Origin of the sequence: Qipengyuania polymorpha, from assembly GCF_019711435.1 — a bacterium.
In the GTDB taxonomy this organism is placed as follows: Bacteria; Pseudomonadota; Alphaproteobacteria; order Sphingomonadales; family Sphingomonadaceae; genus Qipengyuania; species Qipengyuania polymorpha.
The window spans coordinates 1-19,404 of the sequence record NZ_JAIGNK010000002.1 but is presented as its reverse complement, the minus strand read 5'-3'; the positions used below and the strand labels follow the sequence as shown (position 1 = coordinate 19,404).

The 19,404-nt window shown below is 62.8% G+C and carries 23 protein-coding genes, 2 tRNA genes and 1 other RNA gene; 15 read left to right on the top strand and 11 right to left on the bottom strand.

Annotation, left to right across the window (positions count from 1 at the left end; genetic code table 11):
- Window positions 1–12: 12 nt before the first annotated feature.
- Complete coding sequence (locus K3152_RS05425; protein ID WP_221573121.1) at window positions 13–165, bottom strand: hypothetical protein; 153 nt, start codon at window positions 163–165, stop codon at window positions 13–15.
- Window positions 166–355: 190 nt separating this feature from the next.
- Here K3152_RS05425 and K3152_RS05420 point away from each other — a divergent pair.
- Window positions 356–432: transfer RNA gene (locus K3152_RS05420), tRNA-Asp, on the top strand.
- A gap of 54 nt (window positions 433–486) precedes the next feature.
- On the opposite strand, the gene K3152_RS05415 is transcribed toward K3152_RS05420, so the two are convergent.
- From K3152_RS05415 to K3152_RS05395, 6 genes are all read right to left on the bottom strand, one after another.
- Window positions 487–1,923 carry an MFS transporter gene (locus K3152_RS05415; RefSeq protein WP_221573120.1) on the bottom strand — a complete coding sequence of 479 codons (1,437 nt, stop codon included), beginning with the start codon at window positions 1,921–1,923 and terminating at the stop codon, window positions 487–489.
- 50 nt (window positions 1,924–1,973) lie between these two features.
- On the bottom strand, window positions 1,974–2,189 hold the full coding sequence (locus K3152_RS05410; protein ID WP_221573119.1) for a DUF2842 domain-containing protein: 216 nt from the start codon (window positions 2,187–2,189) through the stop codon (window positions 1,974–1,976).
- Window positions 2,186–2,758 carry a 5-formyltetrahydrofolate cyclo-ligase gene (locus K3152_RS05405; protein ID WP_221573118.1) on the bottom strand — a complete coding sequence of 191 codons (573 nt, stop codon included), beginning with the start codon at window positions 2,756–2,758 and terminating at the stop codon, window positions 2,186–2,188. Before K3152_RS05405 ends, K3152_RS05410 begins: the two co-directional genes overlap by 4 nt.
- Window positions 2,759–2,908: 150 nt before the next feature.
- A non-coding RNA gene (ssrS, locus tag K3152_RS14380) (6S RNA) lies at window positions 2,909–3,076 on the bottom strand.
- A 10-nt stretch (window positions 3,077–3,086) separates the two neighbouring features.
- The gene (locus K3152_RS05400) at window positions 3,087–3,422 is read right to left on the bottom strand and encodes a cell division protein ZapA (protein WP_221573117.1); all 336 of its coding nucleotides are present in this window, start codon (window positions 3,420–3,422) and stop codon (window positions 3,087–3,089) included.
- Window positions 3,419–3,601, bottom strand: a complete 183-nt coding sequence (locus tag K3152_RS05395) for a hypothetical protein (protein ID WP_221573116.1) — start codon at window positions 3,599–3,601, stop codon at window positions 3,419–3,421. The genes K3152_RS05400 and K3152_RS05395 overlap by 4 nt, the downstream gene beginning before the upstream one ends.
- Before the next feature lie 183 nt (window positions 3,602–3,784).
- Here K3152_RS05395 and tkt point away from each other — a divergent pair, with 183 nt between their 5' ends.
- Genes tkt through K3152_RS05375 form a run of 4 tightly spaced genes read left to right on the top strand, consistent with a single transcriptional unit; the run spans window position 3,785 to window position 8,643 of the window.
- A complete protein-coding gene (tkt, locus tag K3152_RS05390; protein ID WP_221573115.1) occupies window positions 3,785–5,764 on the top strand; it encodes a transketolase in 1,980 nt (659 codons plus the stop codon).
- A 15-nt stretch (window positions 5,765–5,779) separates the two neighbouring features.
- Complete coding sequence (gene gap / locus K3152_RS05385) at window positions 5,780–6,787, top strand: type I glyceraldehyde-3-phosphate dehydrogenase (protein ID WP_221573114.1); 1,008 nt, start codon at window positions 5,780–5,782, stop codon at window positions 6,785–6,787.
- A gap of 13 nt (window positions 6,788–6,800) precedes the next feature.
- Entirely contained in the window at window positions 6,801–8,000 is a 1,200-nt protein-coding gene (locus K3152_RS05380; protein ID WP_221573113.1) for a phosphoglycerate kinase, read from the top strand.
- 4 nt (window positions 8,001–8,004) lie between these two features.
- Entirely contained in the window at window positions 8,005–8,643 is a 639-nt protein-coding gene (locus tag K3152_RS05375; RefSeq protein WP_221573112.1) for a 2OG-Fe(II) oxygenase family protein, read from the top strand.
- Here K3152_RS05375 and K3152_RS05370 read toward each other — a convergent pair.
- Entirely contained in the window at window positions 8,640–9,398 is a 759-nt protein-coding gene (locus tag K3152_RS05370) for a flavodoxin family protein (RefSeq protein ID WP_221573111.1), read from the bottom strand. The genes K3152_RS05375 and K3152_RS05370 overlap by 4 nt on opposite strands.
- A gap of 123 nt (window positions 9,399–9,521) precedes the next feature.
- Here K3152_RS05370 and K3152_RS05365 point away from each other — a divergent pair, with 123 nt between their 5' ends.
- Window positions 9,522–10,409 carry a fructose bisphosphate aldolase gene (locus tag K3152_RS05365; protein ID WP_221573110.1) on the top strand — a complete coding sequence of 296 codons (888 nt, stop codon included), beginning with the start codon at window positions 9,522–9,524 and terminating at the stop codon, window positions 10,407–10,409.
- Between the two features lie 9 nt (window positions 10,410–10,418).
- On the opposite strand, the gene K3152_RS05360 is transcribed toward K3152_RS05365, so the two are convergent.
- Window positions 10,419–11,489: a leucine-rich repeat domain-containing protein gene (locus tag K3152_RS05360; protein ID WP_221573109.1), complete on the bottom strand. Its 1,071-nt coding sequence runs from the start codon at window positions 11,487–11,489 to the stop codon at window positions 10,419–10,421.
- Window positions 11,490–11,595: 106 nt separating this feature from the next.
- Here K3152_RS05360 and thiE point away from each other — a divergent pair, with 106 nt between their 5' ends.
- From thiE to K3152_RS05340, 4 genes are all read left to right on the top strand, one after another.
- Complete coding sequence (gene thiE, locus K3152_RS05355) at window positions 11,596–12,219, top strand: thiamine phosphate synthase (RefSeq protein WP_221573108.1); 624 nt, start codon at window positions 11,596–11,598, stop codon at window positions 12,217–12,219.
- The gene (locus tag K3152_RS05350; RefSeq protein ID WP_221573107.1) at window positions 12,216–12,788 is read left to right on the top strand and encodes a YdcF family protein; all 573 of its coding nucleotides are present in this window, start codon (window positions 12,216–12,218) and stop codon (window positions 12,786–12,788) included. Before thiE ends, K3152_RS05350 begins: the two co-directional genes overlap by 4 nt.
- A gap of 93 nt (window positions 12,789–12,881) precedes the next feature.
- Window positions 12,882–14,108 carry a L,D-transpeptidase family protein gene (locus K3152_RS05345; RefSeq protein WP_247713237.1) on the top strand — a complete coding sequence of 409 codons (1,227 nt, stop codon included), beginning with the start codon at window positions 12,882–12,884 and terminating at the stop codon, window positions 14,106–14,108.
- An 18-nt stretch (window positions 14,109–14,126) separates the two neighbouring features.
- The gene (locus K3152_RS05340; RefSeq protein WP_221573106.1) at window positions 14,127–14,828 is read left to right on the top strand and encodes a M23 family metallopeptidase; all 702 of its coding nucleotides are present in this window, start codon (window positions 14,127–14,129) and stop codon (window positions 14,826–14,828) included.
- Window positions 14,829–14,831: 3 nt separating this feature from the next.
- Here K3152_RS05340 and K3152_RS05335 read toward each other — a convergent pair whose 3' ends face one another.
- Entirely contained in the window at window positions 14,832–15,194 is a 363-nt protein-coding gene (locus tag K3152_RS05335) for a hypothetical protein (RefSeq protein WP_345719767.1), read from the bottom strand.
- A 141-nt stretch (window positions 15,195–15,335) separates the two neighbouring features.
- Between K3152_RS05335 and efp the strand changes: the two genes are divergently transcribed.
- The 5 genes from efp to K3152_RS05310 all read left to right on the top strand — a co-directional run bounded on the left by efp (window position 15,336) and on the right by K3152_RS05310 (window position 17,907).
- Window positions 15,336–15,899 carry an elongation factor P gene (gene efp / locus K3152_RS05330; protein WP_040965963.1) on the top strand — a complete coding sequence of 188 codons (564 nt, stop codon included), beginning with the start codon at window positions 15,336–15,338 and terminating at the stop codon, window positions 15,897–15,899.
- An 11-nt stretch (window positions 15,900–15,910) separates the two neighbouring features.
- Window positions 15,911–16,264 (top strand): hypothetical protein, encoded by a 354-nt coding sequence (locus K3152_RS05325; RefSeq protein ID WP_221573105.1) that lies wholly within the window; start codon window positions 15,911–15,913, stop codon window positions 16,262–16,264.
- 10 nt (window positions 16,265–16,274) lie between these two features.
- The gene (locus K3152_RS05320) at window positions 16,275–17,096 is read left to right on the top strand and encodes an inositol monophosphatase family protein (RefSeq protein ID WP_221573104.1); all 822 of its coding nucleotides are present in this window, start codon (window positions 16,275–16,277) and stop codon (window positions 17,094–17,096) included.
- Between the two features lie 40 nt (window positions 17,097–17,136).
- Window positions 17,137–17,221, top strand: a tRNA-Leu gene (locus tag K3152_RS05315).
- Window positions 17,222–17,313: 92 nt separating this feature from the next.
- Window positions 17,314–17,907 carry a hypothetical protein gene (locus tag K3152_RS05310; protein ID WP_221573103.1) on the top strand — a complete coding sequence of 198 codons (594 nt, stop codon included), beginning with the start codon at window positions 17,314–17,316 and terminating at the stop codon, window positions 17,905–17,907.
- 66 nt (window positions 17,908–17,973) lie between these two features.
- Here K3152_RS05310 and K3152_RS05305 read toward each other — a convergent pair.
- Window positions 17,974–19,404: hypothetical protein (locus K3152_RS05305; RefSeq protein ID WP_221573102.1), on the bottom strand; the 1,431-nt coding region annotated here is incomplete at its 5' end.

Below are 19,404 nucleotides of genomic sequence, written 5' to 3'. Positions count from 1 at the left end.
AGCAGTGGGCGGTCAGCGCGCCGCCAAGAGGGTGCTTTCGCCGTCATAGGAATAGGGCGGCGGATCGAGCGTTACCGAATACTGGATGTCGATAGCCGACTTTGCCGCCAGTGCGCCGCCGCCGAGCATGGCGAGCGATGCCAAGAGAAATGCAGTCCTGAACATATGCGAATTCCCCCGTTTGCCCCACGTGGATTCAGCGACAAGACTCTGCCTCAAAGGTAAATTTCGGGTAAATTTCAACAGCATGAGCAGAAAGGCAAAAAAGTACGAAAAAAGCGGCTGAATATGCGTTGACAGGAATCGGAGCCTCCCTTAGATGCGCGGCTCCCAAGGGGGCGCTACAGCGCAATGCGCGGGTGTAGCTCAGTTGGTTAGAGTATCGGCCTGTCACGCCGAGGGTCGCGGGTTCGAGTCCCGTCACTCGCGCCACCTTGGGATATTTCTCTGATTTCAGATGATTAGGCCGCCTCCGGGCGGCTTTTTTCATGCCTGTTGCTGGCCGCTCGCCTCGTTCAGGCGGCGCAGGTTTTCCTCGTGCCCCGTCTTGTCGATCCGGTAGCGCGAGATGCAGTAGAGCGCGCCTAGATAGAGCAGCAGCAGGGACGGACCGTAGAAGGCGCCCAATTGCCACAGCGTATCCTCCGGGACGCTCCCAGGCTCGGCATTGTCGGGGAATTCCACGAGGGACAGGATCGCCCCGGCCGCCGCCACGCCGATCCCTTGCGTCACCTTCCGCGTGAAGGTGGTCGCCGCGTAATAAACGCCTTCATTGCGTCTCCCCGTCTTCACCTGATTAGCTTCGACGAGGTCGGCGATCATCGAATAAGCCACTGCCTGTGTCGCGATGATCAGCGCCAGGTCGATTACATTGATGCCGACCACCAGCGGGAAGAGCACGGGATCGCCGTTCTCGGGCATCAGCCCTGCAAGCCGCAGCAAGACGGGCGCGGGCTGGATGGTGAAGGCGAGCAGGCCGAGCACGATGACCGCCTGCTTCTTGCCCAGTCGCCTGACGGCAAAAGGTGCCAGCAGGAAGCCTAACAGCGCCGAGAAGAAGACTGTACAGGTCCACAGGAAGATCTGGAATTCGCTGAACTCCCAGAAATAGCGGAGCATGAGAAACGTCAGCGCCGCGGCAAGGCCGGTAGCGATTGCGAAGAGAACGGTGGTGAAGAACAGGGCGATGAAGCTTTTCTCACTCAGTACCTCCACCATCTCGCGGAAAATCCGCCGCACGCCGAACTTCTCCCCGGTCGCAACCGGGCGGTGTAGGTGAGGTATGCGGTGGTGAGTGCCCACGGCGGAAACCATGATGGCAGCGAAAATCAGAAGCGAGCCGATGATACCGTAGGTCGTATAGGCCGCGCGGTCCATCAGGCCGAGCGGGCCTGTCGCCAGCGCGCCGAACATGATGATGCTCATCAAATTGCCGCCCGACCACGCGAAGAACAGGCGATAGGACTGGAGGCTGGTGCGCTCCTCGTAATCGCTGGTGAGTTCGGGAATGAGCGCGGAACTGGGAGTCTCGTAAAAGGTGATGAATGTGCGGATCAGCACCGCGAGGCCTGTGAGGTAGAGAAACAGGCCCGTCTGGCCCCAATCGGGCGGGTTCCACAGCAGGAAATAGCTCAGCGCCACGGGCAGCGCGGCGGCATACATGAAGGGGTGGCGGCGACCCCACTTGCTGTGGAAATTGTCGGACCAGTAGCCGACCAGCGGGTCGGACAGGGCGTCGAACGAAAGCGCGATGAAGATTGCGAGGCCGACAAGGCCCGGCTCCAGTCCGATGACCGTGCCGTAGAACAGCAGCAGGAAATAGTCGAAGCCGTTGTTCTTGATGCCGAAGGCGGCGGCGCCGAAACCGTGCGCGAGTTTCAGACCGACCGACGGCTTGTCGGGCATCGTGGCAGTGGTCGCCATATCCTCTCCCTAAGAAAAGGGAGGCTAGGGTAGCTTGGCGACCTTGGCAATCAGCGCCAGTTGCCCGTTTCCATCCACTTTAGGAAGCGGCCGAGCGGGAGCAGCCAGACAAGGCCGAGGAACACATAAATCACGGTCTGCGCGAGCGTCGGCCAGTCGCCGATAAGGTCCGGCAGGTAGCGCGCAATGACGATGCCGTAGATGGCGAGGCCGATGAGCAAGCCAAGAAGGCCGACCGGAATGCGCCAGGTGGGTTCGGTTCTCATGCGAAAGGTCCGTAAAGGCGGGTGGGGGTGACGACCGCGCGAAGTGGCTGGTCGTGCTCTTCGGTCGGCAGAGTTTCGGCGAGCTGGCAATCCCAGGCGAGCCCGATGGGTGTCGCCTGAGGACGGTCCGCCAGCCAACGGTCGTAATGCCCGCCCCCCTGTCCCAGACGCGCTCCGCTGTCGGTGAAGCCGATGAGGGGCACGAACAGTACGTCGGGTTCGAGCACGGGCGCGTCTTCGAAGGGCTGGAGCAGGCCGAAGGGTCCGACTTCGAGGTCTTCCTCTTCATAGGGGTCCGAATGGCGCGCGAACTCCATCGGCGCATTGCGGCTGGCAAAGCGGGGGAGGGCGATTTCGTGACCACGATCGAGGAAGAACTTGGCGTAGGAAGCCGCAGGCGCCTCGAACGGATTGGCGCGGTACAGGCCGACCACGGCGCCTTCGGGCACAAGGTCGAGCAGCGGCGCAGGCGGGCGGTGGAAGACAAGTCCCCTCATGCTGTCCGGCAGCGCTGCGACATGGTCGCGCCGTGCGGTGCGAAGCTGTTTGCGAAGTTCGTCCTTGGTCACGCGCGTCCCTGAGCTTGCCTGGCGCAATTCGGGCCGGAGGCCCGCAAGGCCGACCGGCCGCCCGCAGCGACGCGGCCTTCAGGCCGTGTGAGCGAGGATAGCCAAGTGAGCGGACGCGAACGCCGGCGCCTGAGGCGCAAAAAACAACGTGACGGGACCACCATGGGTCGTTGCCGGAAAATCCTCTGACGCCTTCACGTCAGGTGGGCGCCGTATATCCGAATCGCCGGGACGAACCCGCCAACCCGGTAGGGACAGCTCCCTTGGATTGCTTATAGCCTCAGGGATGTTCATGCGGCTCGTGCCGGGCAGCCCCGTCGCCGCCTATTTAGGAGCCCTGCGGCCCGCCCTCAAGCCTCGATGCGGCATTTTCGAGCGCAACAGCAAGGCGTTCCAGCTTGTCTGCCACTTCGCCGGTGTCGATTTCGGGCGCGGGAGGCGGGGGTGGGGGCGCAGACGCCTTCTTTTTCGCCTCGTCCAACTCGTCCGCCAGCAGGATCGCGGCGAAGAGCAGGTTCTTCGCCTCGTTGCTGGAGACATTCTTGCCCATTCCGGCAAGCTTTGCATCCACCGCAGCGGCAAGATTGCGGAGATTGTCCTCCTGCCCGTCGGCGACGGAGACTTTGTAGGACCGGCCACCGACCTGAAGTTTTACCTCGCTCATTGTTCGAGGCTTTCGATAAGCTGGTCGAGCTCGGTCAGGCTGGCGGCGACACGCGACTTCAGGGCCTCGAGCCTGGCTGCGGCCTCGCCATCGCCGCGGGGCTGGCCCGCCTGCGCTTCGATGCGCGCCAGTGCGCGTTCAATCCTGTCGACAGCCACGGAAATGCGTTGTGCGCTCATAGTGTGGACCGAATTAACGATATTGACCCGCATAGGCAAAGGCTTGGGCGCACCTGTTGATAAATCCTCCAAACAGCACTTGGCATCGCATTGCGCCTATGCTCGGGTTGACCTCGCGAGCGGGCGTCCGCAAAGGGTGCGCGCGCCTCGAATCGCGTACATTTTTGCCGGAGAACGAACCCCATGAGTCTCGACACCGCACGCATGGTCCAGATGGCCAATGCCATCAGGGCGCTTTCGATGGATGCGGTGCAAGCGGCGAACTCGGGGCATCCCGGCATGCCGATGGGCATGGCCGATGTCGCGACCGTGCTGTTCAGCGAATATCTTAAGCATGACCCCAGCGCGCCCGACTGGGCCGACCGCGACCGTTTCGTGCTGTCGGCGGGTCATGGTTCGATGCTGATCTACAGCCTGCTGCACCTGTCGGGCTATGCCCATCCGACAATGGACGACATTCGCAACTTCCGCCAGCTCGGCAGCCCCTGCGCCGGCCACCCGGAAAACTTCCTTCTCGACGGTGTGGAATGCACCACCGGCCCGCTGGGTCAGGGCCTCGCGATGGCCGTCGGCATGGCGATTGCCGAGCGCAAGCTCAACGCCGATTTCGGCAGCGATATCGTCGACCACAAGACCTGGGTCATCGCCGGTGACGGCTGCCTGATGGAAGGCATCAACCACGAGGCCATCGGGCTTGCAGGCCACCTCAAGCTCGGCCGCATGAACGTGCTGTGGGACGATAACCAGATCACCATCGACGGTTCGACCGATCTGTCGACCAGCGAGGATATCAAGGCCCGCTACGAAGCGACCGGCTGGCACGTCACCAGCTGCGACGGTCACGATTTCGACGACATTCGCCGCGCCATGGACGAAGCGCAGGCCGACGAGCGTCCCTCGCTGATTGCCTGCCGGACCGTCATCGGCAAGGGCGCGCCCAATAAGCAGGGCACAAGTGCCACCCACGGCGCGCCGCTGGGTGACGAGGAAATCTCGGCCGCGCGCGACGTGCTGGGCTGGGATTACAAGCCGTTCGAAATTCCCGAGCAGGTGCTCTCCGACTGGCGCGGCACTGCGGAAAGCGGGCAGGCCGAGCACAAGGGCTGGCAGGACCGCCTCGCAAACGATGGCCGCCGCGCCGATTTCGAGCGCCGCATGTCGGGTGACCTTCCGGCCAAGTTCAGCCTCGACACTTACATCCAGTCGCTGATGAAGGACCCGGTCAAGGTCGCCACCCGCAAGGCGAGCGAAATGGCGCTCGAGCAAATCAACGCCATGCTGCCCGACACCATGGGCGGCAGCGCCGACCTCACCGGCTCGAACAACACCAAGGCGGGCGGCATCGGACCCTTCACGGCTGACGATTACTCGGGCCGTTACATCTATTACGGCATCCGCGAATTCGGCATGGCCGCGGCCATGAACGGTATGGCGCTGCACGGCGGTGTCATTCCCTATGGCGGCACCTTCCTCGTCTTCACCGACTATTGCCGCGCCGCCATCCGCCTTTCCGCGCTCCAGCAGACCCGTGCCATCTACGTGATGACGCATGACAGCATCGGCCTCGGCGAAGACGGTCCGACCCACCAGCCGGTCGAACATGTGCAGTCCCTGCGCATGATCCCAAACCTGCTCGTGATGCGCCCCGCCGACGCAGTCGAAACGGCCGAGTGCTGGGACATCGCGCTGCGCAGCAAGGACCGTCCGGCGGTTCTCGCTCTGACCCGCCAGGGCCTGCCCCAGGTGCGCAACCATCCCGAAGAGACGGATATGTGCTCGAAGGGCGCCTATCGCCTCAAGAAAGCGGGCAATGCGCACAAGGTCACGCTCATCGCCAGCGGTTCGGAAGTGCACCTCGCGCTCGCCTGTGCCGACGAGCTTGAAAAGCAGGGCGTGGGCGCCAGCGTCGTCTCGATGGTCTGCACCCAGCTCTTCGACGAGCAGGACGAGGCCTATCGCAAGGACATGATCCCGGCTTCGAGCCTGCGCGTCAGCATCGAGGCAGGCACGACCTTCGGCTGGGAACGCTACACCGGCGAGAATGGTCTCAACATCGGTCTCGACCGCTTCGGCGCCAGCGCGCCGGCAGGCGACCTCTTCAAGAAATTCGGTTTCACTGCGGACGCCATCGTGCCGCAAATCATGAACAAACTAAACGGTTAAGCAGGAGCTCTTCGCATGGCTACCAAGGTTGCAATCAACGGTTTCGGACGCATCGGCCGCCTCGTCGCGCGCGCCATTCTCGAGCGTGACGACCACGACCTCGAACTCGTTTCCATCAACGACCTCGCCGACACCAAGTCGAACGCGCTGCTGTTCCAGTACGACAGCACGCATGGCCGCTTCCCCGGCACGGTCGAAGTCGGCGACAACGCCATCATCGTGAACGGCAAGTCGATCGCCGTGACCAGCGAGCGCGAACCCGGCAAGCTGCCGCACGGCGAACAGGGCGTGGACATCGTGCTCGAATGCACCGGTTTCTTCCAGTCCGACGAAGCCTGCCGCCCGCACCTCGATGCAGGCGCCAAGCGCGTGCTGATTTCGGCTCCGGCCAAGGGCGTTTCGGCGACCATCGTTTATGGTGTGAACCACGATGTGCTGACCGCCGAAGACGTGATTGTCTCGAACGCCAGCTGCACCACCAACTGCCTCTCGCCGATGGCGAAGGTGCTGCACGACACGGTGGGCATCGAGCGTGGTTTCATGACCACCATCCACAGCTACACCAACGACCAGCGCATGCTCGACCAGATGCATGGCGACATGCGCCGTGCCCGCGGCGGTGCGCAGAACATGATCCCGACCACCACCGGCGCTGCCCGTGCGGTCGGCCTCGTCCTGCCCGAACTGGCCGGCAAGCTCGACGGCAGCTCGGTCCGCGTGCCGACCCCGAACGTCAGTCTCGTCGACCTCGTCTTCACCCCCGGCCGCGACACCAGCGCCGAGGAACTGAACGCTGCGCTCAAGGCCGCTTCGGAAGGCCCGATGAAGGGCGTGCTCGACTACACCGACCAGCCGCTCGTCAGCAGCGACTTCAACCACTATCCGGCCAGCTCGACCATCGACAGCCTCGAAACCAGCGTGATGGAAGGCAAGCTTGCCCGCGTCGTCAGCTGGTATGACAACGAGTGGGGCTTCTCCAACCGCATGATCGACACCGCCGGCGTGATGGCGAAGTTCCTCTAAAGGACATTCGACGATGAGCAGCTTCAGGACTCTGGACGACCTCGGCGATGTGACCGGCAAGGTCGCGCTGGTGCGCGTCGATCTGAACCTTCCGATGAAGGAAGGTTCGGCCACCGACGTCACCCGTGTCGAGGCGGTGAAACCCACCATCCTCGAACTCGCGGACAAGGGCGCCAAGGTCCTGTTGCTCGCCCATTTCGGCCGTCCCAAGGGCCAGCGCCACTCGACCATGTCGACCAGCTTCGTGCAGGGCGACGTCGAGAAGGTGCTGGGCAAGGAAATCATGTTCATCCCCGAGGTCATGGGACCCGTGGTCGAGCAGAGCATCGGCATCCTGTCCGACGGCGACATCGGCCTGCTCGACAACGTCCGCTTCTGGCCCGGTGAAGAGGCGAATGACCCGGAATTCGCGCGCGGCATGGCCGCTCATGGCGATTTTTACGTCAACGATGCCTTCTCCGCCGCGCACCGCGCGCATGCCTCGACCGAAGGGCTGGCGCACCATCTCCCCGCTTATGCGGGGCGCGCGATGGAAGCTGAACTCAAGGCCCTCGACGCCGCGCTCGGCAATCCCGAACAGCCGGTTGCGGCCGTGGTTGGCGGGGCAAAGGTCTCGACCAAGCTCGACGTGCTCGAAAACCTCGTCGGCAAGGTCCAGCACCTCATCATCGGCGGCGGCATGGCCAACACCTTCCTCGCCGCGCGCGGGGTCGATGTCGGCAAGTCGCTGTGCGAGCACGACCTCACCGACACCGCCAACCGCATCATGGACCAAGCCGACCACGCCGGTTGCACGGTCCACCTTCCGTATGACGTCGTGGTGGCGAAGGAATTCGCCGCGAACCCGCCCAGCATGCGGGTCTGCAATGTTCACGAGGTTGCTGCGGACGAGATGATTCTCGACGTCGGCCCGCAGGCCGTCGAAGCGCTCGGTGATGTCCTCAAGACCTGCAGGACGCTGGTGTGGAACGGCCCGATGGGTGCCTTCGAGACCGAACCCTTCGATGCCGCCACCGTGGCGCTCGCCAAGACAGCGGCGGCGCTGACCGAGGGAGGCTCGCTGACCTCGGTTGCTGGCGGCGGCGATACGGTCGCTGCACTCGCCCACGCACGTGTGAAGGACGACTTCACCTTCGTTTCGACCGCGGGCGGTGCCTTCCTCGAATGGATGGAAGGCAAGGACCTTCCGGGTGTCGCCGCGCTGAAGGCGTAAACTCTTGGCCAACACGCGCCACCTCTTCTCCACGCCGTTCATCACCGATCGGCTGGAGGGCATCGACCTCGAAGCGCTGGTCTCCGCCATCGAAACCGAGCGGGCACGCGATGGCGAAGGCGTTCAGATTTCCAACCTCGGCGGCTGGCATTCGAACACCGCGATGCTCGAGTGGGGAGGGGAGCCGGCCAAGGCGCTCGCCGCGAAGGCGAATGCGCTCGCCGATGCGCAGACACTCGATTCGCGCAGCCCAAAGGACAGCCGCTTTACCTGGCGCGCCGACATGTGGGCCAATGTCAGCGGCAAGGGGCACGCCAACCAGTATCATTTCCACCCGGGCAGCTTCTGGTCGGCTGTCGCCTATCTCGACGATGGCTATGCGGGCGACGACAGTCCGAAGCTCGGCGGCGAGCTGCAATTGCAGGACCCGCGCATGCCCATGGTACGCATGGCCGCGCCCGATTTGCGGCTGAAGGAAGCCAATGGCCAGCCGATGCACACCGAGGTCTTGCTGCGGCCCACGACGGGCCTCATCGTGATGTTCCCGAGCTGGCTTCAGCACGCAGTGCGGCCCTTCCACGGCGAGGGCCAGCGCGTGTCTGTCGCGATCAACCTCGTGGCCATCCTCAAGCAGCGTGGCTAGCGATACTCCGGGTTCGGCGCGTCGAAGCGGCGGCCCTCGTTCCACAGGTCGACCGAATTGCCCCATGCGGGGATGCCGCCTGAATCCTTCAGCGTGCGCGCCATGTGCATCAGGTTCCAGGTCATGAAGGTGGTGTTGCGGCGGGTGAAGTCGTTGTCGAAGCCGACGCGGCCCGAACCGTCTTCCTTCTCGTCGCCATAGCTGGGGCCGGGGCCTGCCTCGCCAATCCACCCGGCATCGGCCTGCGGCGGGATGGTGTAGCCGACATGCTGGAGCGAATAGAGCACGCCCATGCCGACGTGCTTGATGCCGTCCTCGTTGCCCGTGACGATGCAACCGCCGACCTTGCCGTAGAAAACGTATTGGCCAGCATCGTTTGTCTGGCCGGAGTGGCCGTAGAGCCGCTCGACGAGGCGCTGGCAGACAGAGCTTTTCTCGCCCAGCCAGATGGGTGTGCCGACCACGAGGATATCCGCCGCCTGCACCTTCTCCCAGATGTCGGGCCAGTCGTCCTTGTCCGCGCCGTGCTCGGTCATGTCGGGATAGACGCCAGGAGCGATGTGGTGGTCGACCAGCCGGACCTGCTCTAGCGATACGTTATTCCTCACGAGGATAGTCTCGACCACGCCCAGCAGCTTGTCCGTATGCGAGCCTTTGGGGCTGCGCTTCAGCGTGCAATTGATGGTCAGTGCCTTGAGGTCGGAAAAGTCCGTTTCGTTCTCGTCGCAGAGCCTTTCCTGCGTGAGGTCCAGCATGTTTCTCTCCTGATATGTGACCAATACGTCTCGCTAGGCGAAATGTTACCGCCGCGCTGTTGCGGGTGAGTAGGGGCGCGGCTATTGGCGGCGCATACGATTGCACCAACACGGGATGGCCATATGACTTTCGATGAAATGCGCGAGCGGATTGCACACGGACAGGGCTTTATCGCAGCCCTCGACCAGTCGGGCGGCTCGACCCCCAAGGCCCTGCGCGGCTACGGCGTGGAAGACCACGAGTGGGACGGCGACGACCAGATGTTCGCGCAAATCCACGAAATGCGCCAGCGCATCATCGAGGCTCCCTGCTTCGGCAATGGCAAGGTCATCGGCGCCATCCTGTTCGAGAAGACCATGGAAGGGACAAGCGGCGGCATGAGTGTGCCTGCGCGCCTGAAAGAACGCGGCATCGTGCCTTTCCTGAAGGTCGACAAGGGCCTCGAGGAAGAGCGTGACGGTTCGCAGCTGATGAAGCCCAACCCGAACCTCGAAGCCATGTGCGCCCGCGCGAAGGAACTGGGCGTCTTCGGCACCAAGATGCGCAGCGTCATCAAGTCGGCCAATCCGGTCGGCATAAAGGAAGCAGTCCGCCAGCAGTTCGCCGACGGTGCCCGCATCCTCGCCTGCGGCCTGATGCCCATGCTCGAACCCGAATACGACATCACCGCCGAAGACCGCGCCGAGGGCGAGAAAATCATGCTCGACGCCATCCTCGAAGGCCTCGACGCGCTGCCGCAGGGCCAGCAGGTCATGCTCAAGCTTTCCATCCCGAAGGAAGCGGGCCTTTATGCGGGTCTCGTGAAGCATCCCAAGGTGCTGCGCGTCGTAGCCCTGTCGGGTGGTTACTCGACCGACGAGGCGTGCAGCGAACTTGCGAAGAACCCGGGCATGATTGCCAGCTTCAGCCGCGGCCTCTTGCAGGACCTTCGCAAGCAGCAGGGTGATGACGAATTCGACGGCACGCTGGGCGCGGCCATCGACCAGATTCACGCTGCCAGCGTGGCCTGATCAAAACACCTACTTATAGAAGAAGTTAGCGTCCGGGTGCTCTTCGAAGCGCAGGCCGAGCTCGCGTATCGCAGCTTCGGCCGCCGGACGTTCCTTCATCCGCTTCGGAACAATCTGGAGATAGGCGAGCGAGGCGGGCAGATCGAGCTGGTCGAGCTGCAGCCCGGTGCTGTGCGCAAAGAAGCTTTCCAAGGCCGGTAGCTCGCCAAGCCCGCGGATTTTCTCCAGCTTTGCCGTGCCGCCCAGCCAGATGTGGCGCAGCGCCGCATTCCTGGCACCGGTCACCAGCTCCTCGACGCGCGACTGGTCGGACATGCGAAACCGCTCGAGCGCAGGAAAGCGCTGCAAATCGCCCAACTCCGACAGGAAGCGCACCCATTCGAAGGACAGGTCGCGCAGGTTCGCATGGCCCTTCAGGCTTTCGAGGCTTTCCATCGCACCGACGGCGAATTTGAGCACTTCGAGCCCGCGCATATCCTCTATGAAACCGAGGTCCAGCTTCTTGGCCGGGTAAAGCACCAGCTCGCGCAAGCTTTCGAGCGCGCCAATCGCCGCGACATTGCGATATTGGCCCATCAGCCGCAGCGTTTCGAGCTCGCTTGCGCCCGCAAGGGGGGACAGGTCGAGCTTGCGGTCGGGTGTCTCGACGAGCGTCAGCCGCTTGAGCCGGTCGACACCGATCTTTTCCAGCCGCTTCGCATCGTCGCAAAAGGCGACATCGTGGCAGAAGACTTTCAGGTGCTCGAGCTCGCCCACGACTTCGGGATGCTCGAAATCGAAAGCCGAAACCTGCAAATTCTGGACCCGGGGGAAGGTGTGGAGCAATCTGCCATCGAGCGGCTGTGAATAGAAATAGAGGCACAGCCTCTCGCCCAGCGCCTCGCAGGCTTCGTTAAGCAGGCCGACAAAGGTTTCCGAGCTGACCGTTTCGAGCGAGGTGGTCTCGCCTTCATTGTTGATCCGGTGCAGCACAACTTCGCCTGAACCGCGCCACTCGGGGATGTTGAACCCGAAGCTTTCGGGGACGTCCCAGTTCTCGACAACCCATCGCGGGTCGAACATTGTGTACGGCTCGGTCATGGCCGTGTAGCTAGTATGGAGCGATTAGCACGGAGTAAATGCCGCTTCGGGGCCGGGCGAAACAGGTGCATTGCCTAATGCAAAACGTCCATTATTGAGCGTTTGCATGAACGACGTTCCAACCCAGCTCTACCTGATCTCGCCGCTCGACGTCTCGGGCGATTTCCCGCAACGGCTCGAAAAAGCACTCGAAGCAGGCAAGGGGCTCGTCACCGCCTTCCAGTTCCGGGTGAAGGGACTGGACCAGCACGAAGCAGCGGCATTGGCCGAACCGCTGCAAGAGATTTGCGCCGCGCGCGAGGTGGCATTCATCGTCAACGATTCCATCGCGCTCGCCAAGCGGCTGGGCGCGGACGGTGTGCATCTGGGACAAAAGGATGGCGATGTCCGCGAAGCGCGCGACGAACTGGGTAAGGACGCGCAAATCGGCGTCACTTGCCACGCCTCGCGCCACCTTGCCTTGGAAGCGGGCGAGGCCGGTGCGGACTATGTCGCCTTCGGAGCTTTCTTTCCGAGCGAAACCAAGGAAACCGAACACCGCGCCGAGACCGAGCTTCTCGAATGGTGGCACGAGATGGTCGAAATCCCGAGCGTCGCCATTGGCGGCATCACGCCCGAGAACTGTCGGCCGCTGGTCGATGCCGGTGCGGATTTCCTCGCGGTGTCCGGCGCGGTCTGGTCGGGTGACGAGGTGACGGCAATCGAGTCCTTCGCCAAAGCGATGGCGTGAAGGCGCTTCGCCTTCTCCTGCTGCTGGCGGCTTTATGGCTTGCCGGCATCGCAATCTGGATTGCGACGGTACCGGAGGAGAATGACGGCGCAAGTGCCGATGTGGCTCTGGTCCTCGGGGCGGCAGTCGATTCTGACACCCCGAGTCCGGTCTTCGCCGCGAGGCTCGACCACGCAATCGCCCTCTACAAGGAAGGCCGCGTCGCCAAGCTTATGCTCACCGGTGGCAGGTCGGATGAGTACAGCCTGTCGGAAGCAGCGGCGGGCAGGGAATATGCGATTGCACGGGGCGTTGCTGCCGACGACATCCTGATCGACGAAAATTCGCGCACAACCCGTCAGAATCTCCTCGAGGCGCAGCGCGTGATGAAGGGCGAGGGCGTCGAAACCGCGCTCGTCGTCTCGGACCCTCTGCACCTGCGAAGGGCAATGCAGATGGCGCAATCGTTAGGGCTGGAAGCGCAACCTTCGGCCACTCCGCACACACGCTATCGCAGTTGGCAGACCAAGGTGCCGTTCCTTCTGCGCGAGGTCTATTTCGTCCATCATTCCTGGCTCTTCGACCAGTAAGCTCCTGCCTTCGTGGAGCAAATGCGAGAGCCGTGAGTTGTCTATCCTGAACGGGGCGGGTCGCCTCCCCGAAATTTCCAGGAGAGGTCCCTCATGCGCAACCTGCTTTTCGTCGCCGTATCCTCGCTCGCCCTTGCCGCTTGCGGCATGAACGGTGCGGAGGACGAAACCGATACCGACACCACCGCACAGGCTGAGCCTGCAGAGGATTACGGTTACGAGACCTACGACGAGAACAATCTCGCCGACTCGATGGCGTCGAACGACGATGCCTATGGCATGGGCGACAGTGTCGCGAACGAAGATGCCGACATTCCAGACAGCGAGGAGCGCCCGATTATGCAGGCGCAGGTCGTACTGGACCGTATCGGCTTCGGCCCGGGCGTCATCGACGGCAAGATGGGCATGAGCACCGAAAACGCGCTCAACGGCTTCCAGGAAGCGAATGACCTCGAAGTCACCGGCGAGCTCGACGAAGCCACCAAGACAGCACTGTCCGACTGGGATTCCATCCCCGCGACGCGCGTCGTGACTATTCCTGCTAGCTGGTCGGATGCCGAATATACCGACATTCCCGAAGACACGGCAGCCAAGGCGAAGCTTGAACGCATGGGCTATAAATCGCTCGACGAACGGCTGGCCGAGCGTTTCCACACGACAGTCGATGTGCTGAAGCAGCTTAACCCCAATGGCCGTCCTGCTGGGATGGATGCTCCGGAAGGGGACAGGACCGCTGCCACTCCGACGCCCGACAAGGAGCAGTCGAAGGGCAAGACCACCAGCTACTTCGCGGCAGGCCAGCAGATCCGCGTCCCCAATATCGGCGCGGACCGCATCGAGAAGGGCTCGATCGAGGATCGCGGGTGGCAGCAGACGCTTGCCAGTCTGGGCGTCGGCAGCGACCAGCCCGAGGTCGACCGCATCGTCGTCAGCAAGGCTGGCAAGACGCTGAAAGCCTATCAGGGCGAAAAACTGGTGGCGCTGTTTACCGTCAGCTCCGGCTCCAGCGAATTCCCGCTACCCCTGGGTGAATGGGATATCGTGGGTGAGGCATACAATCCGCCCTATAGCTACGATCCCGAGGTGCTCTCTGGTGGCAAGGAGGACGGACAGGAATACACCCTGCCGCCGGGGCCGAACTCACCGGTAGGTGTGGTGTGGATCGATCTTTCCAAGGAGCACTACGGCATTCATGGCACGCCCGACCCGGAAACCATCGGCAGGGCACAGTCGAGCGGCTGCGTTCGCCTGACGAACTGGGATGCTGCGCGCCTCGCCGGGATGGTCAGCCAGTCGACCGAGGTGATTTTCGAGGCCTGATAGGCTAGGGGAGGGAACATGGGTTTCGTAGACAGACTGCTCACCATCGTCATCACCGCGACGATTACCAGCGCAATCTGGATCGTGGCAGGGGGCAGTCTTATCGAAAATGCGTCGAGCGATGGCCAGCGTGACAGCACGCGGCCTGCCGAGGCCGCGCCCAGTCCGTCGCCTTCGTTGGCCGCGCCGGGAGATAATCCCTTGGACATCCCCGTTTCCGAAGAAGCGCGCAGGTCCGAGCCGCTCGATACCGACTTTGTCCGACCGGCCGAGACCGGGAAGCCCGGCGAGATCATGATCCCCGTCCTCAATGTGCGGCCTGGTGATCTGACGGACACGTTTACCGATTCCCGCTCCGGCGGAGCGCGGCTGCACGAGGCCATCGACATCATGGCGCCGGCCGGGACGAGCGTGGTCGCCGCCGGACCGGGTGAGGTTGAGAAGCTGTTCAGCTCCGATGCCGGCGGGCTTACAATTTACGTCCGTTCCAACGATGGCCGCACGATCCATTACTACGCCCACCTCGATGAGTATGCGCAAGGCCTCAAGGAAGGGCAGAAAGTCCGCCGCGGACAGCGGCTGGGCACGGTTGGATCCAGTGGGAACGCATCACCCGACGCGCCGCATCTCCACTTTGCGATCTTGCAGACCACGCCCGATGCCGAATGGTGGGAGCCGGCCAACGCCGTGAATCCCTATCCGCTGTTGAAAAACAGGTAAGCCTTAATCGAGCACCGGTCCTGCGCGGTGGCAGCGCATGCGACCCAGTTTCCCGTCGCGTCCGACTTCCTGCAGCATGCCGGAAGAAACGCGCATCATCTTCATGCCCTTCATGGGGCCGCGGGTGAAAGTGACGCGCTTGCCCTCGAGAAGGTAGGTGCCCGAGCCGTTGCCGGCCCTGTAGCTGGATGCGCCGGTAATCGCGAAATTGCGTCCCTGGACCTCGTTCCATGCAGCGCCGCCGGCGTTTCCGGGTAGCGCGCAGACATATTCGCCCTGCGGCAAAAGGCCGAGGCGGCCTTGCGCAAGCGAGGGCGCAGCGGCCAGCGCCGCAACAGCGAGGATAGGGTAACTCAAGCGTTTCACGATTATGCCCTCCAGGTCCTGCATATAGCGACAGGCACCCAAAATTTCCACCTCCTTGCCGTAGCTGCCCGCAGCTTGTAAGGGCGCAGCAACCGACCGTCCCGCTGGGGGCGGCGCTCTTTCACATCGAGGCAAACTCCCATGAAAATCAGCGGCGTGGACATCCGTCCGGGCAACATCATCGAATATGAAGGCGGCATCTGGAAGGTCGCCAAGATTCAGCACACCCAGCCCGGCAAGGGCGGGGCCTACATGCAGGTCGAGATGAAGAACCTGCAGGATGGCCGCAAGACCAACGTCCGCTTCCGCAGCGCCGACACGGTCGAGAAGGTGCGCCTCGATACGCAGGATTACCAGTTCCTCTACGAGGACGGCGACATGCTCGTCTTCATGGACCAGAACACGTACGAACAGATCACCCTTCCGTCCGACCTTCTGGGCGATGCCCGCCCGTTCCTGCAGGACGGCATGCAGGTGAAGCTCGAACTGTGGGAAGAAAAGCCCATCTCGGTCGAGCTGCCGCAGCACATCGAAGCCGAGATCGTCGAGGCCGATGCCGTGGTGAAGGGGCAGACCGCTTCGTCCAGCTACAAGCCCGCCGTGCTCGACAATGGCGTTCGCATCATGGTCCCGCCGCACATCGAAAGCGGCACGCGCATCGTGGTCGACGTTTACGAGCAGAGCTACGTCGGCAAGGCTAACTAAGGGGTCGCACCATGGGCAAATCCATCGCCAGCCGTTTCGACAACATCGACATCGCCAAGAGCACGCTGCGCGCCGTCATCATCAATGACGACGAGCTGACGCTGGAGATGGATTTCTGCCTCGAGCCCGACCACGAGGATTACGAAACCCCGCTCGAGGGCGAAGACTGCTGCTGGCATCCCGGCATGCTCAAGTTCGCCGGTATCAGCAAGCTGCAGCTCGACCGCCGCGATGCGGCCAGCGACACAATGCAGCGCCGTTTCGCAATCGAGAAATTCAACATCGAGGGCACGAAGTTCGACATGGAATGCGAGTGGGGCGACATCCACCTCGCCGCCCGTTCGATCCGCGTCCTCACCGAGTAGAGAATCAGTAATGGCCGCAATTTCCGGAATTATCCGCGTGATGGAGAAGGCCGCTCGCAAGGCGGGTGGCCGCCTGCGCCGCGACTTTGGCGAAGTCGAACACCTCCAGGCGAGTCGCAAGGGCCCGGCCGACTTCGTGTCGAAAGCCGACCTTCGCGCCGAGCGCACGATTTACGACGAGCTCCTTGCCGCGCGCCCCGACTGGGGCTTCGAGATGGAAGAGGCGGGCACCATCGAGGGCGCAGACGACGCCCCGCGCTGGATTGTCGACCCGCTCGACGGGACCAGCAACTTCCTTCACGGCATCCCACATTTCGCCATCAGCATCGCCGTGCAGGAGCGCAAGCTCGGCAGCGACGATTGGGGCGATGTGACTGCGGCGGTGGTCTACAATCCCGTCACCGACGAGACGTTCTGGGCTGAGAAGAGCCGCGGTGCATGGCTGCATGACGGCCGCCTGCGCGTCTCCTCGCGCCGTAACCCTTCCGAAGCGCTGATTGCCACCGGCATTCCCTTCGCAGGGCATGGCGATTTCGCCGAATGGTCGAAGATCTTCAACGCGATCGGTCCCAATGTCGCGGGCATCCGCCGGTTCGGCGCGGCCTCGCTCGACCTCGCATGGCTGGCTGCGGGCCGTTACGACGGCTTCTGGGAAAGCGGCCTCAACGATTGGGATACGGCGGCAGGCTGCCTCATCGTGCGCGAAGCTGGCGGCTTCGTCTCCGATTTCCGCGGCCGTTCGCAGCCCATCCATTCCAAGCAGGTGTTGGCGGCCAACGACCAGCTGCACTCGCGCCTGCACAAGCTGCTCGCCGGAGCACTCAAGGCTTGATGACTTGGCGGAGCGCGGCTAACCCCCGCGCTCCACATGGGCCTCCGTGGCGGAATTGGTAGACGCGCTCGACTCAAAATCGAGTTTCTTACGAAGTGCCGGTTCGAGTCCGGCCGGGGGTACCACCGCAAATCCTCTCCAGTGTAACTTTTCGCGCCCTCTTTCGAACTGGGTCGCAAGGGTGCTATCCGCACCGCAGTTACCCTGGGGACACATCATGACCGACCGCAGCCTCTTGCGCGGACTCGCCGCCGTTTTGCTTATCACGGTGGCCAGCCAGGTTTTCTACATCACCGTGGTCAGCGGCTCCGCCAATGAAGCGTTGCGGCCATTGACGTGGTTCACCGAACTGTTTGCGTTCACGGCCTCGGCGGTCTTCGCATTGGCTCTGGCCACCCGGCGGCCTTCGCAGGGCGTGATTTGGGCGACCATAGCAATCGCCGGCCTCGTCAACATCATCCAGGTGGGGATGGGGCTTTCGATGTTCGGTCCGGCAATGGAGGCGTCGGACGCAGTGCCGCAACTTTTCGCGGCCGTCTTGGCAGGCGCCTTCTTCTTTTATTTCCTGGCCAAGTTGCTGCTGGGAGTGGCGGCAATCCTCCTCGGGCTTCATGCAGTCCTTAGCAGTGGCACTCTGGCGAAAGGGGCAGGCGGTATTGCGGTGCTTGCGGGTGCCTCGTCGGTCATCCTCGCGCTCCTCGCCATGGTCGACGCGGAGAGCTGGAGATTTGCCGCTGGAGCAGCGGGCACGGCAGCGACCGCCTTTGTCGGCCTCCTCCTCTTTCTCGCTCCGCCCGTTCACGACGCCTGAGTTCGAGGCGCACACGAAAACGGGACGGGAGTCTCTCGTCTCCCGCCCCGCCTCGCTGTAGTCGCCTCAGGCGATCAACAGGGGGTCGGTGTAGATCATGTCCGGATTGTGATCGATGGGTTCCACCATCAGCGGTTCCGGAGCAGCATCCTTGGTTGGGGCGGCTTCGAACACGACCGGTTTGTCGGTCACCAGCTGGGCGGAGGTATCTTGTGCCTCGCGAATTTGCGTCAGGGCAGCCATGAAGCCCTCCGTGCCGACATCGCCGGCATAGGAATAGCCGTTGATGCTGCCGTTGTTGTTGTAGCTGTCGAGCGCTTCATGGATTTCCTTGCCCGACGGGTCGTCGATGAAGATGCCGTCGTTCCACGGATAGCCCTTGTTCCAGATGCGGTCGTCCGGATCGTAGACATCGAACGTTTCGGTGTTCTTGCTCGCATCCATCGGATCGCTTTCGCCCGACCAGCGCTGCAGCCAGTTGATGCCGTCCTGGATCCATTCTCTCGGGGCGTTGTCGATATTGCCCTGATCGCTCGAAGTCGGATCGACATTGTTGCCGGCGAGATAATTGAGCCAGCTTGCCGAGAGATCGCGCGCGATCTTCTCGCCGCCGTCGACACCCTTCTGTTCGGAGTGGTTGAGCGCTGCCAATGCGTCGTCGAACGCGATGAATATCGCATCCTCGCCTTCATCGACCAGGCCATTGCGGTTCCAGTCGCCGATAAGCAGGCCGATTTCGTCTACGGGCGCTTCAGCGTCAGGATCGTAATTGATGATCCCATCACCATTGCTGTCGACGGCATAGAGCAGGTCTTCCTCGGGGAAGTAATCGCCCGTGTGCGGAATGGCAGGGTCGCCATCCCAGAACTGCAGGCCATTGTTCGGGTTCTGCCAGAAGCCCGGCGTACGCACGCCCGGACCGTCGTTGACGAGGCCGTAGTAATAGGCCGCATCGCTGTCGCCGACGTCCTGGTCGGTCGTCGCCACCACGATGTTCTCGTGTTGGCCGTGGGCGAAGGGCAGGTCGTAGTAGATGCCGATGGTCTGCTCGACATTGAGCGTGAACAGGCCGTCTGCCACGCCGTCGCTGGCGAGGTCGAATTCCGCGAAGGTCATGTCGATCGAACCATTGTTGTCGATATCGACCACCGCATTGGCGAGGTAATCGACGAAATAGTCGTCGCCCACTTCGGGGTTCACCGTGTCGACCAGCTGCACGCCCGTAAGCGTCATGTTGCCGGTGTTCTCGACCGTGACCCAGAATTCGGCATCGCTCTGGAGCGCTGCAACCGGTCCGGTTGCCATGTCGGCATCAGCCCAGGGGATGTAACCCGCCCCGCTGTCGACCGAGACGTATTTCTCGACGTCGATGCCGGGAGTCTGGCACACGTCGATGCTGGCGTCGTCTTCCACTTCGGCAGCCGCGACGTCGGAGCCGACCGCATTACCGTTGGCGGTCGCCGTATTGGTGACGGTCGAACCGCTGTTGATCATGTC

What these genes read in the sequence shown, in the direction of transcription:
- tkt (WP_221573115.1), top strand. Translation starts at nt 3,785, where the DNA reads ATGAGTCTCGACACCGCACGCATGGTCCAGATGGCCAATGCCATCAGG.
- K3152_RS05395 (WP_221573116.1), bottom strand. Translation starts at nt 3,601, where the DNA reads ATGAGCGCACAACGCATTTCCGTGGCTGTCGACAGGATTGAACGCGCA.
- K3152_RS05340 (WP_221573106.1), top strand. Translation starts at nt 14,127, where the DNA reads ATGGGTTTCGTAGACAGACTGCTCACCATCGTCATCACCGCGACGATT.
- K3152_RS05415 (WP_221573120.1), bottom strand. Translation starts at nt 1,923, where the DNA reads ATGGCGACCACTGCCACGATGCCCGACAAGCCGTCGGTCGGTCTGAAA.
- K3152_RS05345 (WP_247713237.1), top strand. Translation starts at nt 12,882, where the DNA reads ATGCGCAACCTGCTTTTCGTCGCCGTATCCTCGCTCGCCCTTGCCGCT.
- gap (WP_221573114.1), top strand. Translation starts at nt 5,780, where the DNA reads ATGGCTACCAAGGTTGCAATCAACGGTTTCGGACGCATCGGCCGCCTC.
- K3152_RS05325 (WP_221573105.1), top strand. Translation starts at nt 15,911, where the DNA reads ATGGGCAAATCCATCGCCAGCCGTTTCGACAACATCGACATCGCCAAG.
- K3152_RS05320 (WP_221573104.1), top strand. Translation starts at nt 16,275, where the DNA reads ATGGCCGCAATTTCCGGAATTATCCGCGTGATGGAGAAGGCCGCTCGC.
- K3152_RS05365 (WP_221573110.1), top strand. Translation starts at nt 9,522, where the DNA reads ATGACTTTCGATGAAATGCGCGAGCGGATTGCACACGGACAGGGCTTT.
- K3152_RS05380 (WP_221573113.1), top strand. Translation starts at nt 6,801, where the DNA reads ATGAGCAGCTTCAGGACTCTGGACGACCTCGGCGATGTGACCGGCAAG.
- K3152_RS05370 (WP_221573111.1), bottom strand. Translation starts at nt 9,398, where the DNA reads ATGCTGGACCTCACGCAGGAAAGGCTCTGCGACGAGAACGAAACGGAC.
- K3152_RS05400 (WP_221573117.1), bottom strand. Translation starts at nt 3,422, where the DNA reads ATGAGCGAGGTAAAACTTCAGGTCGGTGGCCGGTCCTACAAAGTCTCC.
- thiE (WP_221573108.1), top strand. Translation starts at nt 11,596, where the DNA reads ATGAACGACGTTCCAACCCAGCTCTACCTGATCTCGCCGCTCGACGTC.
- efp (WP_040965963.1), top strand. Translation starts at nt 15,336, where the DNA reads ATGAAAATCAGCGGCGTGGACATCCGTCCGGGCAACATCATCGAATAT.
- K3152_RS05360 (WP_221573109.1), bottom strand. Translation starts at nt 11,489, where the DNA reads ATGACCGAGCCGTACACAATGTTCGACCCGCGATGGGTTGTCGAGAAC.
- K3152_RS05310 (WP_221573103.1), top strand. Translation starts at nt 17,314, where the DNA reads ATGACCGACCGCAGCCTCTTGCGCGGACTCGCCGCCGTTTTGCTTATC.
- K3152_RS05425 (WP_221573121.1), bottom strand. Translation starts at nt 165, where the DNA reads ATGTTCAGGACTGCATTTCTCTTGGCATCGCTCGCCATGCTCGGCGGC.
- K3152_RS05410 (WP_221573119.1), bottom strand. Translation starts at nt 2,189, where the DNA reads ATGAGAACCGAACCCACCTGGCGCATTCCGGTCGGCCTTCTTGGCTTG.